This window comes from Metabacillus mesotrionivorans (assembly GCF_052171315.1).
Taxonomy (GTDB): Bacteria; Bacillota; Bacilli; order Bacillales; family Bacillaceae; genus Bacillus_P.
Map to the genome: position 1 here is coordinate 317,376 of NZ_JBQMFF010000004.1, position 13,864 is coordinate 331,239.

Sequence of the window (13,864 nt, forward strand, 5' to 3'; positions counted from 1 at the left end):
TGAAAACAGGCCTCGGCAATTACTTTTTTATCGTGGACATTGATATGAAGTTAGATGAAGTCCTTATCCCGGGTGCATCGGCAGAGCTTGAAGCCCTTGGCTGCGGAGTCAGGATTTTAGGGACATACTCGGCTTATGCCATTTAGATAGAAAACGGCTATTAGCCATAAAGAAGACAGGCAGGATTCCAGATTTGGATCCTGCCTGTCTTTTTTGTCGTTATTAAAGGATTTTAGTAGCACTCAGCAGAGTAGCACCAGAAATCAAAGGAAAGCTTCTCCGAAGTGGCAGCACTCGGGTGAGAAGCGCCACAACTCATTTGAAAAGTTGCACCGAAGTGGTAGCACTCGGGCGAGTAATGCCACAACGCAATATAAAAGTTGTACCGAAGTGGCAGCACTCGGGTGAGAAGCGCCACAATTCATTTGAAAAATTGTATCGAAGTGGTACCACTCTGGTAAGAAGCGCCACAACGCATTTGAAAAGTTGCACCGAAGTGGCAGCACTCGGGCGAGTAATGCCACAAAGCAAAATAAAAGTTGCACCGAAGTGGTACCATTCGGGTGAGAAGCGCCACAACTCAACAAAAAGTTGCGCCGAAAAGGCAACATTCAATCATCCTCATCCACCAAAAATCCTTCAGCTTTAAGTGCAGCACACGCTTCATCTATTTTTTCCTGCCTGTCTGCTGCCAGGGTGTGAAGGTGGAGACCTTCAGTCAGCTGTGACAAGTAGGCTGCGTTGCGGTCTTCAATTTTTTTGATGAAATCTTTGACTTCCTTGCGGTTGCTGACCATGATGGAGGCTGTCAGTTCCCCGTAGACAGGATGTTCAATTATTACATCCCTGACCGTTACCCCGTGGTCCACAATCAGGTTCAGCTCTTCTTCTGTTGCTTCAGGGCCGTGGCTGCTTGCGATGATCCGCTTGTAAACAGGCAGCTCTTCTTTGTCCTGCATGACATACACATAGCCCTGACTTGTAGCAAGAATGGGTTCATTTTGAGCTTTCAGAAGGGAGATATCCTGAACGATGACCTGTCTGCTCACATTTGTCCGCAGCGCAATTTCACTCCCCTTAAGCGGTTCGTCCGCTTCCTTCAGCCAGTTAAGGATCACATTTCTTCTTTCATTGCCCGGAATTTTCATTCTTTCTTACGTCCTTTCTGCCTGTCTTTCGCTGAGCGTCCGGCTGATAATGCCGGCCATTTTTTTCAGATCTTCAGCAGTGGTGTATTTACCTGTTGAGATCCTGATGTACTGCAGGGCAGCCTGAGGTGACAAGCCAATGGAAAGAAGAGCTCTGGAAGGCTCCTGCATGCCGATTTGACAGGCAGTTCCTGTTGAAATGGCGACACCTCTCCGGTTGCTCTCAAGCAGCATGTACTGCCCTTCGATTCCTTTTATGTGAAGACCGATAATCGACGGAAGCTGATCTGGGATGTACTGGTTGATGATGTGCACATCCTCTTTAAACGGCTGCAGCATCTCAACAAAAACGTCCCGCAATTCGCGGAGCCTTAAGGATTCAGATTCCATGACCGAACAGGCCTGTTCAGCTGCAGCTGTAAATGCCGCGATGCCTGGAACGTTCACCGTGCCTGCCCTGAATCCATTTTCGTGTGTTCCCCCATGAATGTACGGTTTAAATACATGTCTCGGATTTAAATATAAACAGCCGACTCCTTTTGGACCGTAAATCTTGTGGCTTGAAATAGACACTGCATCAAGCCCCCACTCATCAGCCTTAAGAGTGACCTTCCCGAAAGACTGCACACAGTCACTGTGAAAGTAAACAGGCAGCTCTTTGAGCCATTCTCCAATTTCTTTCAGGTTCTGAATACATCCTATCTCGGAATTTGCGTGCTGAACGGTCACCAGTGCGGTGTTTTCGCGAACTGCTTCTTTAATACTGTCCACATGTAGTTTACCATGATTGTCCGGCATTAAAAATGTTACCTCATAGCCTTTTCCCTGTAAAAACGTCAAGTAGTTATAGATAGACGAATGCTCTAATGCGGATGCAATGATGTGATTTTTTCCCTCCGCATTCGCCAAAAGAGTGTCAACAGCAAGCACATTTGACTCGCTGCCGCCTGATGTAAAGCAAATTCCCTTAGCCAATCCGCCTATAAACCCTGCAAGTTTTCTCCGGCATGCCTCAAGCAATGAACCCGCAAGATCTCCTTCATCATGAAGACTGTTGCTGTTGGCAAACGCCTTCCTGGACGCTTCAGAAAATACATGAAGAGCCTCTTCACTAAGCGGAGCTGCTGCTGCGTAATCAAGATAGATCATCCCATTCTCTCCTCCAAAAAAATCTCTTGTCATTAGTTTAGTTTTGTGTAAATATATGTGTCAAGACACTTGTAAAGAATGGGGGTTATTTTTTTGCCTCAAACGGATGTATTAATCATTGGAAGCGGCATCGCAGCTTTATCTGCAGCCTGTCAGCTGCAAAAAACGAAAAAAGTGACCATCCTGACCAAAGGGGCGAAAGTCAGCAGCAATTCGATGCTTGCTCAAGGCGGGATTGCGGCTGCCGTGAGTGCAAATGACAATATCAGCAGTCACTCGGTGGATACACTCATTGCCGGCCATTTTCATAATGATGAAGAGGCTGTTGAACTGCTTGTCAGGCAGGGAGCAAAAGACGTTCTTTCACTGGCAGAAAACGGGCTTCCTTTTGACAGGGACAGCAGAGGCGAGCTCCTACTTGGCATGGAAGGCGCTCACAGCTTCAGCCGAATTCTCCATGCAGGAGGAGATGCCACAGGAAGAGCGATGATGCGGTTTCTTTTGTCCTGCCTGAATGAAAACACGGTCATTCATGAACAGGAGATGGTGCTTGAATTGATTGTGGAAAACGGAGTATGCCTCGGTGCCGTTTCAAGATCTCAGAACGGACTTGTAAACACGCATACTGCACAGCATACAATTCTTGCGACAGGCGGCTGCGGAAAGCTGTACCAGCATACCTCCAATGCGGACGGTATTACAGGAGACGGTCTTGCGCTTGCATACAGAGCAGGCGCGGTGCTTGCGGATATGGAATTTACCCAGTTTCACCCGACGATGCTGCTTTCAGGCGGCGGGTGTGCCGGACTCATCTCTGAGGCAGTAAGAGGGGAAGGGGCTTTTCTGCAAAATGATTTGGACGAACGGATCATGGAAGGCATCCATCCTCTTAAAGACCTTGCGCCGAGAGACATCGTTGCACGCGTTATCTTTTCGCAGATCAAAAAGGGGCGCAGCGTTTATCTGAACATCATGCCGGTTTCAAGCTTTGAAGAACGGTTTCCGACTATTACGGCTATGTGCCGAAAATATAACATAGCGATTGAAAACGGATTGCTTCCGGTTGCACCGGGCATGCATTTTTTAATGGGCGGCATCAAGACCGATCTGCATGGCCGGACATCTGTCAGCAGGCTTTATGCTGCAGGAGAAACAGCGTGCACGGGGGTTCATGGAGCAAACAGGCTGGCGAGCAACTCCCTGCTTGAAGGCCTGGTCTTCGGAAAGCGTCTGGCACACAAGATTCAGAGCATCCAGGAAACAGTTGACCTAAAAGGCTCGGATGCACAAGTATTCTCATATCGTGCAGATATCGATTTGCCGGAACAGGAAGACATTCAACAGGTGATGACCGCATATGCGGGAATTGAACGGACGGAGAAAGATCTTGCGAAGGCCTTGCACTGGTTTGAAAAATGGCTGAAGCCGTATTGGACTATTAATGTGAAAGACCTCACAAACGATAGTGCTGAACGTCTCAACATGATGACCTCAGGCTGGCTGATTGTATCGGCTGCTCTGCAGAGGACCGAAAGCAGAGGAGGTCACTGCCGATTGGATTTTCCAGACTCAAACGATGCATTCTGGCTGAAAAAACAAATTCTTCTTTCGAATAAAGGGTGCAGCTATCATCAACATTCAGAGGTGAAGATCATTGAACTTACTTAAATTAAAAAAACAGCTTGAAGGTTTTTTTGCAGAAGACATCGGAGATTTCGATGCAACGAGCACGTTCATTTTTTCGGAAGGACAGACAGGTACTGCTGTTATCCGTGCTAAGGAAGATGGTATTTTCGCCGGCGCAGAAGTGGTGAAAGCCGGATATGCAGTGTTAGATCCGAGGGTTAACGTCCAGGTTCTGAAGCGGGACGGAGAGGCCATTTACAGGGGAGAAAAGGCGGCTGTCATGACCGGGCCGATTGCATCCATCCTGACAGGAGAGCGAGTCGTGCTGAATCTCCTGCAGCGGATGAGCGGAATTGCAACGCTGACCAATCAGGCGGTAAAGCTGCTGAATTCAGATCATACGAAAATCTGCGATACAAGAAAAACGACTCCGGGCCTCAGAATGATTGAAAAATATGCAGTCAGGTGCGGAGGAGGATACAACCACAGATTTGGACTGTATGACGGAATCATGCTGAAAGATAACCATATCGCAAGCGCTGGTTCAATTGCTGAAGCGGTTCAAAAAGCAAGAGCGAATGCCGGGCATATGATCAAAATTGAGGTTGAGATTGAAACAGAGCAGCAGCTGCACGAGGCCATCGCGGCACGCGCGGATATCATTATGTTTGATAACCGCACCCCGGACGAGGCGGCAGCTTTTGCAGCCATCACACCAGACTCCATCATTACAGAAGCATCAGGGGGCATAACGCTTGAAAATTTAGCAGATTACGGGCGCACGGGAGTGGACTATGTTTCACTCGGCATGCTGACTCATTCCGCAAAGGCGCTTGATTTGAGCATGAATGTAGAATAGAAGGGGGAACGTGACATGAACGTTTTGGATATGCTTCAATTTGAAACAAATGAAAAAATGCCGCCGCACTATAAAGAGCTAAGTGAAAAAGAAATGATTGAAAGAGTCATGGCAATTAAAGACAAGTACGGGAAAAAACTGCTGATCCCCGGCCATCATTATCAAAAAGATGAAGTGATCCAGTTTGCAGATATAACGGGTGATTCCCTGCAGCTGGCACAGGCTGCAGCTGACAACAAAGAAGCAGAATTCATTGTTTTTTGCGGCGTGCATTTTATGGCTGAAACAGCCGATATGCTTACAACTGACCATCAGAAGGTCTTTTTGCCGGATATGAGAGCCGGCTGCTCGATGGCCGATATGGCGGATATCAGCCAGACAGAGCAGGCATGGATCAAGCTTCAGGAATTGTTCGGCGACACGATTCTGCCGCTGACATATGTGAATTCAACGGCTGCCATTAAAGCGTTTGTAGGCCGCAATGGCGGTGCGACCGTAACGTCCTCAAATGCTGAAAAAATGCTGAGCTGGGCTTTTGGACAGAAGGAAAGAATTCTCTTTTTGCCTGACCAGCATCTTGGAAGAAACACAGCCTTTAACCTGGGCATTCCACTTGAAAAAATGGCTGTCTGGAACCCTCATACCAATGAACTTGAATATGATGGCAATCCTGAAGATATTATCGTGATTCTCTGGAAGGGCCACTGCTCTGTTCACGAAAAATTCACCGTGCAGAACATTGAGCATATCAGAAACACAAAGCCCGACATGAACATTATTGTTCATCCTGAATGCAGCAGAGAGGTTGTGGCGGCAAGCGATCTTGCAGGCTCTACCAAGTACATTATCGATGTCATTGAAGCATCAGAGCCTGGAAGCAAATGGGCAGTCGGAACAGAGATGAACCTTGTAAAGCGAATCATTGATCAGCATCCCGACAAAGAGATTGTCTCGCTGAATCCATTCATGTGCCCTTGTTTAACAATGAACCGAATTGATCTTCCGCACCTGCTCTGGTCTCTTGAGGCAATTGTTGAAGGAAAACCGGTCAATCAGATTCGCGTTGATGAACATACAGCAAAGGATGCTGTTCTTGCTCTTGAGAGGATGCTCCAGCACGTTTAACCCATAACTGGCAGACACTCGGCCGTGTAAGCAGATATTCTTGCACAGGCCTTATGTTTGTCAGTTTTTTCTTTTCTCCTGAACATATATTTGTCTTTACAAGCATAAGTTGTGATGAAGAAGAATGGCATCATTGCCTGCTAATCATATGCGATAAAGTTTCAAGCATAGGAGGGGGAAAGGTTGAAAATCCACATTGTTCAAAAAGGCGATACCCTTTGGAAGATTGCCAAAAAATATGGTGTAGACTTTGAAGAAGTAAAAAAAATGAATTCTCAGCTAAGCAATCCTGATTTAATTATGCCGGGAATGAAAATAAAAGTTCCAACCGGCGGCGTGCCTGTAAAAAACGAAACGAAGCTCAATTTTTCAGGTAAAAAAGAAATGCCTAAGTCCGAGCATCCTTTTTCGAAGGAAAAACCGAAGCAGGTAATGGAAGTGTCGGATACAAAGCCAAAAGAAGTTCCTAAGGAAAAACCGTCTGTCCCTTATGTTCCGCCAGTACCGAATATGAAGCAGCCGGCTTATCCGGAGCTTGATATTAACAACTATTACATGCTGAATATGGCGATGATGCCTCAGGCGCCTCAGCCTCAGCTGCCGCCTAAGCCGTCAAATGTCATGCCGGAAATGATGAAGCCGGCTGAAAAACCGGCTGAGAAACCTGCCGAAAAACCGAAATATGTATCGCCGGCAAGCAAAGAGGAGGCTGATAAAGACATGGAAAACAAACCAAGCATGCCTCAGCAAGGGGTTATGGGTGCCTATCAGGGCGGTCCCGGCCAGCAAAGCCCTCAGGGATTCCCTGGCCAGCCTCAGGGTCAAGGATTTCCCGGCCAGCAGGGAGCGCCGTTCCAGAATCCGGGCATGGTTGCCGGAGCTATGGATCAGGGGCCGGGGGGAGATGACTGTTATCCAGTATCACCGGTCATGCCCGGACCTGGATTTGGCGGACCGGGTTTTGGGGGACCTGGATTCGGAGGACCTGGATTCGGAGGACCTGGTTTCGGCGGCGGTCCTGGATATGGAGGATACCCGCAAATGCAGCCTTATGGCGGAATGCAGGGAATGCCGTTTGATGACGATGACGATGATGATGTAATGGGGGCATACAGTCCGCAGCAGCCTGGCTTCGGCGGACCGGGGTTTGGCGGACCAGGATATGGCGGAGCCCCGGCATTTGGAGGCGGACCAGGATTTGGCGGACCGGGCTTCGGCGGTCCAGGCTTCGGCGGACCGGGCTATGGCTATCCTCCTGGATGTGTACCGGTATCACCAGTCATGCCTGGACCGGGTTTCGGATATCCTCAGCAGGGAGGATATGGCGGAGGACCTATGCCTGGTCAGGTCATGGGAGCATATGGCGGAGCGCCGAACATGCCTGGTCAGGTCATGGGAGCATATGGCGGAGCGCCAAACATGCCTGGTCAGGTCATGGGAGCATACGGCGGAGCGCCAAACATGCCTGGTCAGGTCATGGGAGCATACGGCGGAGCGCCGGAAAACAACCAGCCGCCTCAGGTAAGTCCTGCAATGGATAAAGAGGATTGCGGATGCGGAGGACCTGGTCCGGGGTTTGGAGGGCAGCCGGGTTACGGAATGGGCATGCCGGGACAGTTTGGCGGAATGCCGGGTCAGTTTGGTCAAGGACAATTTGGCGGAATGCCGGGCCAATTCGGTGGAATGCCGGGCGGTCAGGGTCAATTCGGCGGGATGCCAGGCCAGTTTGGGCAAAGTGATCAGTTCGCCATGCCAAGATTTGACGAAGAAGAAGAAGATTAATGTTGCCTGAAGAGACGGATTTGTTCGTCTCTTTTTTTATGTTATTTAACTGTTTATGGAATAAAATCAGCAGCCGGCACAAGTGAAAATGCCTCTCCATTATTTAAAGAACTTACCTTTAACTAACAGGTTAATCCCCTCCTGAACGAGCAACCTATACAAGAGCGGATTTGCTCGCATCAGAAAAATCAGGGGGTTTTTATATTGAGGCATAAACTTACTGCTTTTGCTGCAATTGCTGTCGCTGCATCTGGTCTCGCTGCATGTAATAACAATAACGAAGGTGCACTTGATACACGCTACAATGATAATGCCAGACCGATCGGCTATTATTCAAATGAGCACCGCGGCAATAACGGCAATGCAGACAACGTAGATAATGATGGACCTCTGACTGAAATGATGGAAGGCGATATGAACGATAATTACTTTACAAAAGTAAATGATCGGGATACGGCTTTTCATAATGGAAGAATGGATAATCCCACTGCGCCGCTTTCAAATGAAGACGGCATGCTCGAGAGAGATAATCGTTTCAGCCGAAATGATGAAAATTATCATGGTCAGGTAAAGCAGATCAGCTATTACAATGACAATGAGAAAGCTATGGCTAAAAAGGTTTCTGAACAGGCTGCAGATGTGAAAAACGTTGATGACGTCCGCACCCTTGTAAATGGCGATCAGGTCCTGGTTGCAGTTGACACGGACGACAAGAATGATAAAAACGTGAAAAATGCAGTAATGGATGCAGTCAAACCTGCAGCTAAAGGGAAAGACGTACAAGTTGTTACAGATGAAGGAACATTTTCCCGCGTGAGAACGATCAACGACAATATCGAAAATGGGCAGGATAAAAAGTCCATTGATGCCGATATCCGCGATTTGTTTGATGATATGGGAAACATGATGAATCAGCCGGTTCAGCAAGCCCGATAACGGTTAAAAGAGGTGCCTCAGTGCGCCTCTTTTTAATTTGTCCGATTTTATACCCGCACGATCTTGCCATTGGTGTAATTTCTTATCCAGCTTTTCTGTGGTGTCCAGCTCCATCAGCCAACTCCTCTGTCAGAACAAAATCCCCAAAAAAGTCAAAAGCGGACTTTTACGGTGATTTCTTATCTGCCTATCGGAGCTAAACGGCTGATTCCGCTTTTCTATGGTTAATCCTTCTAATTATGGTCAAACTAATAACGAATCAATATTTCTTTACCAGAACGGTAAATGGATTGGGGTGTAAAAGATGATGTCATCTCATCGTTTCCTGTTTACAGCTGCAATAGCGTTCATTGGAATCTTTTTTCTTTCTTTTCCTGCTGTGCATGAACCGTACGATGCAGCCGGCAATGACGATCAGGCCTATGAAGTCAGCGGTCCCCTGACTGTGACAGTGGTTCTTGAAAGGATCTACCTGGACGGGGAGATCAGCGAAGAGGTTAAAACAGAAACCATTCTTGCAATGGAAGATTTCTGGGCTAAGTATGAAGGCTGGCAGCTTGTCGATCAGGATGATAATCAGATCATTTTTCAAAAAGAAGTTGATGATATCTCCCCATTGTTAAAAGCAAACGGGTATTTCGGCCTCTCATCAGAAGGGGTGTTCTCTATTTTCAACGGCAAGCCTGATGATGCTTCGGAGATCATCCATTCCTTCTTTCAGATTGATGTTGGGAAGCTTGAGACCAGGAAACATGACGAGCTGAGACACGGCATTCGCATCCAGTCGAAAGACCATTACTTAAAAGTCATTCAATCATATAAAGCCTACTCGTCGCCTGCAGAGGCGAACTGAAGCTGTCTTATGTGCCCGATCTTTTGAACGGGTGCATTTTTTTGTTTTGTTTAGGCAAAATCCGCTGTTTAATACTACAGGCAGAGAAAAAAAGTATGTTACAATGAGGTACAGTTATAAAGAGGTGAAAAGTTTGATCGAATTTATAAAAGGAACCATTGATCTGGTGACTCCCGAGTATGTGGTGATTGACCGCGGGGGCATTGGCTATCAGGTTCATACTCCCAACCCATTCAGCTACCAGCGCAGCCGTTCCTCGGAAGTGACGATTTATACGTATCAGCATGTCAGAGAAGATATCCTCGCGCTGTACGGTTTTCATACAAGAGAAGAAAAAGCCTTATTTATGAAGCTTTTAAATGTGACAGGCATCGGTCCTAAAGGAGCTCTCGCGATACTTGCTTCCGGGAATCCGTCACAAGTAGTCGGAGCCATTGAGAGTGAGGATGAAAAATTCCTTGTGAAATTTCCCGGTGTAGGCAAAAAGACGGCAAGGCAGATCATCCTTGACTTGAAAGGGAAGCTTGGAGATATTGCAGGCGAACTTGCGCCGGACCTGTTTACCCACGAAGAGCATGCTGCATCAGAAACAGCCTCCAAATCACTGAGTGAAGCACTTGAAGCCCTGAAAGTTCTCGGCTATGCAGAACGGGAAATCAGCAAAGTTGTTCCTGCTCTGATGGAAGAGGAGCTTTCCACAGACCAGTATGTGAAAAAAGCGTTGCAAAAGCTATTAAAGTAAGGTGATCATTTATGGACGAACGTCTTGTTTCCGGCGAAGCGGAGCTTGATGAAGGAGCTCTTGAGCTCTCCCTTAGACCGAGGACTTTATCGCAGTACATTGGGCAGGATAAAGTAAAGGATAATCTTAAGGTTTTTATCGAAGCAGCAAAGATGAGAAGCGAAACACTGGACCACGTGCTGCTTTACGGGCCTCCCGGTCTTGGCAAAACGACCCTTGCCACCATCATTGCAAATGAAATGGGCGTAAATATCAGAACGACTTCAGGACCGGCCATTGAAAGGCCGGGCGACCTTGCGGCCATTCTGACCGCTCTCGAACCCGGTGATGTTTTATTTATTGATGAAATCCACCGCCTTCAGCGTTCTATTGAAGAAGTGCTGTATCCTGCAATGGAAGATTTCTGTCTTGATATTGTCATTGGAAAAGGACCGCAAGCCAGGTCCGTGCGCCTTGATCTGCCTCCGTTTACGCTCATTGGAGCGACAACAAGAGTCGGGCTGCTGACTGCACCCCTCAGGGACCGTTTCGGTGTTTTGAGCCGTCTTGAGTACTACAATGAAGAGCAGCTCTCCCTGATTGCCGAGCGGACAGGAGATATTCTTGGCATTGGCCTCGAAAAAGAAGCATCACTTGAACTTGCGCGCCGGTCACGCGGAACTCCGAGGATAGCCAACAGGCTGCTCAGGAGGGTAAGAGACTTTGCGCAGGTTCTCGGAAAACCGGCCATTACAGGCAGCCTTGCAAATGAAGCGCTTGAAAGGCTGCAGGTCGACAGACTCGGCCTTGATCATATCGATCACAAGCTGCTGATGGGCATTATTGAAAAATTTAAAGGCGGACCCGTGGGACTCGACACGATTTCTGCTACAATAGGCGAAGAATCGCACACAATTGAAGATGTATACGAACCATATCTTTTGCAGATTGGTTTTATACAACGGACTCCAAGGGGAAGAATGGTAACAGATGCTGTTTATCATCACTTTCAAATGGAAGTTCCGAAACAATAGAGATTTGCATAACGGAAAAGGTGAAAAATGATGAAAGTAGATTTGTTTGATTTTGATTTACCTGAAGAATTGATCGCGCAGGTTCCTCTGCTCGAGCGGGACGCGTCAAGACTGATGGTGCTTGATAAAGAATCCGGATCGGTGGAACATGCCCAGTTCAAATCGATTATTGATTATTTTCAGGAAGGCGACTGTCTTGTTTTGAACAATACACGTGTTCTGCCTGCAAGACTCATTGGCGAGAAAAAAGATACAGGCGCCAAAATTGAACTTCTCTTGCTAAAACAGGAACAGGGAGATGTATGGGAAGTTCTTGCAAAGCCTGCCAAACGCGTGAAAGTCGGAACTGAAATCGTATTTGGTGACGGCATTTTGCGTGCGGTCTGCACAGGAGAGGCCGATCACGGTGGCAGAATGCTTGAGTTCAAGTATGAAGGTATTTTTTATGAGGCGCTTGACTCTCTCGGTAAAATGCCGCTGCCGCCGTACATTAAAGAACAGCTTGATGATCAGGAGCGTTATCAGACGGTATTCTCAAGAGAGGTCGGGTCTGCTGCCGCCCCGACGGCCGGTCTTCATTTTACCGAACAGATTCTTGAAGCTCTGAAAGAAAAAGGAGTCCATCTTGCGTTTATTACACTGCATGTCGGTCTCGGTACATTCCGCCCGGTTAGCGCTGACGTTGTGGAAGAGCACGAAATGCATGCTGAGTTCTATCAGATGAGCGCAGGCACTGCCCAGCTGCTTAATCAGGTCAGGGAAAAAGGCGGACGGATTATCTCTGTCGGAACGACATCGACCCGCACCCTTGAAACAATCGCGTCGGCAAATAACGGTACATTTAAGGAAGACAGCGGCTGGACCAGCATTTTCATTTACCCGGGCTATGAATTCAAGGCAATCGACGGCATGGTGACCAATTTCCATTTGCCGAAATCGTCCCTGATTATGCTCGTCAGTGCTCTTGCAACAAGGGAGCACGTCATGCATGCCTACGAAACGGCTGTTAAGGAAAAATACCGTTTCTTCAGCTTTGGCGATGCCATGCTGATCATCTAGAAATACTGCCTTGAAGGAGGAAAAAAGGTGTCATATCCACCAATTCGCTATGAATTAATTAAAACGTGCAAGCAGACAGGAGCAAGGCTCGGACGGGTTCATACACCGCACGGGTCGTTTGAAACGCCTGTTTTTATGCCGGTGGGAACGCTTGCGACGGTTAAAACGATGTCTCCGGAAGAGCTTGTTCAAATGGGAGCAGGCATTATTTTAAGCAATACGTATCATTTATGGCTTCGTCCCGGAAATGAAATTGTCAAAGAAGCGGGCGGCCTTCATAAATTTATGAACTGGGACCGTGCCATTTTGACGGATTCAGGCGGTTTCCAGGTCTTCAGTTTAAGTGAATTCCGAAAGATCGAAGAAGAGGGTGTCCACTTCAGAAACCATCTGAATGGAGACAAGCTTTTCCTCTCTCCGGAAAAAGCAATGCAGATTCAAAATGACCTCGGCTCGGATATTATGATGGCATTTGATGAATGCCCTCCGTTCCCGGCAGAGTATGATTACATGAAAAAATCTGTTGAGCGGACAAGCAGATGGGCAGAGCGCTGTCTGACTGCACATGAACGTCCAAACGATCAGGGTCTTTTCGGAATCGTTCAGGGCGGAGAATATGAGGAGCTCAGAAAACAGAGTGCAAGAGATCTGATTTCGATGGATTTCCCTGGTTACGCAGTCGGCGGGCTTTCAGTCGGTGAGCCTAAAGATGTGATGAACCGCGTGCTTGAGTTTACAACACCGCTGCTGCCTTCTGATAAACCGCGCTATTTGATGGGCGTAGGATCTCCTGATTCACTGATTGACGGGGCAGTGAGAGGCATTGATATGTTTGACTGTGTGCTACCGACACGCATTGCGCGTAATGGAACCCTTATGACAAGCAAAGGCCGCCTGGTCGTCAAAAATGCAGCATTTGCCCGTGATTACGGTCCGATTGACGAGAATTGCGACTGCTATACGTGCCGCAATTACAGCCGCGCCTATATCCGCCATCTCATGAAGTGTGACGAAACATTCGGCATCCGATTAACTTCTTACCATAACCTTCATTTTCTGTTAAACTTAATGGAGCAGGTTAGACAGGCAATCCGCGAAGACCGCCTCGGGGATTTCAGAGATGAATTCTTCGAGCAGTACGGGTTCAATAAACCAAACGCGAAAAACTTCTAGTTAGTTCGGCTGCCTGCCCTGCAGGCAGCTTCATAGATAAGGTATCTCTTGGCAGCTGCCATATTTGAAAGGGGTGAAAAAAATGGAACTATTGACTACAGTTGGACCGCTGATTCTGATGTTTGCGATTTTTTACTTTTTGCTGATTCGTCCGCAGCAGAAGCAGCAGAAAAAAGTGCGTGAAATGCAGGACAGTCTGTCAAAAGGCGACAAAGTCGTTACAATCGGCGGAATGCATGGCATCGTTGATTCAATCGATGAAGAGAAAGTTGTCATCAAAGCAGGAGACGGATCCCGTCTGACATTTGACCGCCGCGCAATCCGCGACGTTGTTGAACAAAAAGGCATCTCAATGGAAAAAGCCTAATACATATGGCAAAAACAAAAGAAGCGCCCGCG

General features: G+C 47.6%; 12 protein-coding genes and 2 pseudogenes. 12 read left to right on the top strand and 2 right to left on the bottom strand.

Annotated features, from left to right (window positions below):
* A pseudogene (locus ACTSEZ_RS13810) lies at positions 1–146 on the top strand (prephenate dehydratase); the annotation flags it as partial.
* Positions 147–611: 465 nt separating this feature from the next.
* Here the strand turns inward: ACTSEZ_RS13810 and ACTSEZ_RS13815 are convergent.
* Together ACTSEZ_RS13815 and ACTSEZ_RS13820 are read right to left on the bottom strand one after the other, a co-directional pair.
* On the bottom strand, positions 612–1,148 hold the full coding sequence (locus tag ACTSEZ_RS13815) for a transcription repressor NadR (RefSeq protein WP_369734737.1): 537 nt from the start codon (positions 1,146–1,148) through the stop codon (positions 612–614).
* Between the two features lie 6 nt (positions 1,149–1,154).
* Positions 1,155–2,297 carry an IscS subfamily cysteine desulfurase gene (locus ACTSEZ_RS13820; RefSeq protein ID WP_369734738.1) on the bottom strand — a complete coding sequence of 381 codons (1,143 nt, stop codon included), beginning with the start codon at positions 2,295–2,297 and terminating at the stop codon, positions 1,155–1,157.
* Positions 2,298–2,390: 93 nt separating this feature from the next.
* Between ACTSEZ_RS13820 and nadB the strand changes: the two genes are divergently transcribed.
* The 11 genes and pseudogenes from nadB (at position 2,391) to yajC (ending at position 13,832) form a co-directional block, all read left to right on the top strand.
* Positions 2,391–3,965, top strand: coding sequence for an L-aspartate oxidase (gene nadB, locus ACTSEZ_RS13825; RefSeq protein ID WP_369734739.1), 1,575 nt, complete (start codon positions 2,391–2,393; stop codon positions 3,963–3,965).
* Positions 3,952–4,782 (top strand): carboxylating nicotinate-nucleotide diphosphorylase, encoded by an 831-nt coding sequence (nadC, locus tag ACTSEZ_RS13830; RefSeq protein WP_369734741.1) that lies wholly within the window; start codon positions 3,952–3,954, stop codon positions 4,780–4,782. Before nadB ends, nadC begins: the two co-directional genes overlap by 14 nt.
* A gap of 57 nt (positions 4,783–4,839) precedes the next feature.
* Entirely contained in the window at positions 4,840–5,907 is a 1,068-nt protein-coding gene (nadA, locus tag ACTSEZ_RS13835; protein ID WP_503129027.1) for a quinolinate synthase NadA, read from the top strand.
* 183 nt (positions 5,908–6,090) lie between these two features.
* Positions 6,091–6,654: pseudogene (gene safA, locus ACTSEZ_RS13840) on the top strand (SafA/ExsA family spore coat assembly protein); the annotation flags it as partial.
* A 1,239-nt stretch (positions 6,655–7,893) separates the two neighbouring features.
* Entirely contained in the window at positions 7,894–8,625 is a 732-nt protein-coding gene (locus tag ACTSEZ_RS13845; RefSeq protein WP_369734744.1) for a YhcN/YlaJ family sporulation lipoprotein, read from the top strand.
* 304 nt (positions 8,626–8,929) lie between these two features.
* Positions 8,930–9,478, top strand: a complete 549-nt coding sequence (locus tag ACTSEZ_RS13850; RefSeq protein ID WP_369734745.1) for a BofC C-terminal domain-containing protein — start codon at positions 8,930–8,932, stop codon at positions 9,476–9,478.
* A gap of 133 nt (positions 9,479–9,611) precedes the next feature.
* Complete coding sequence (ruvA, locus tag ACTSEZ_RS13855) at positions 9,612–10,220, top strand: Holliday junction branch migration protein RuvA (RefSeq protein ID WP_369734747.1); 609 nt, start codon at positions 9,612–9,614, stop codon at positions 10,218–10,220.
* An 11-nt stretch (positions 10,221–10,231) separates the two neighbouring features.
* Positions 10,232–11,233, top strand: coding sequence for a Holliday junction branch migration DNA helicase RuvB (gene ruvB, locus ACTSEZ_RS13860; protein WP_369734749.1), 1,002 nt, complete (start codon positions 10,232–10,234; stop codon positions 11,231–11,233).
* A gap of 30 nt (positions 11,234–11,263) precedes the next feature.
* Complete coding sequence (queA, locus tag ACTSEZ_RS13865) at positions 11,264–12,292, top strand: tRNA preQ1(34) S-adenosylmethionine ribosyltransferase-isomerase QueA (protein WP_369734750.1); 1,029 nt, start codon at positions 11,264–11,266, stop codon at positions 12,290–12,292.
* Positions 12,293–12,319: 27 nt separating this feature from the next.
* The gene (tgt, locus tag ACTSEZ_RS13870; protein ID WP_029279418.1) at positions 12,320–13,465 is read left to right on the top strand and encodes a tRNA guanosine(34) transglycosylase Tgt; all 1,146 of its coding nucleotides are present in this window, start codon (positions 12,320–12,322) and stop codon (positions 13,463–13,465) included.
* A gap of 82 nt (positions 13,466–13,547) precedes the next feature.
* The gene (yajC, locus tag ACTSEZ_RS13875; protein WP_282033011.1) at positions 13,548–13,832 is read left to right on the top strand and encodes a preprotein translocase subunit YajC; all 285 of its coding nucleotides are present in this window, start codon (positions 13,548–13,550) and stop codon (positions 13,830–13,832) included.
* Positions 13,833–13,864: the final 32 nt, after the last annotated feature.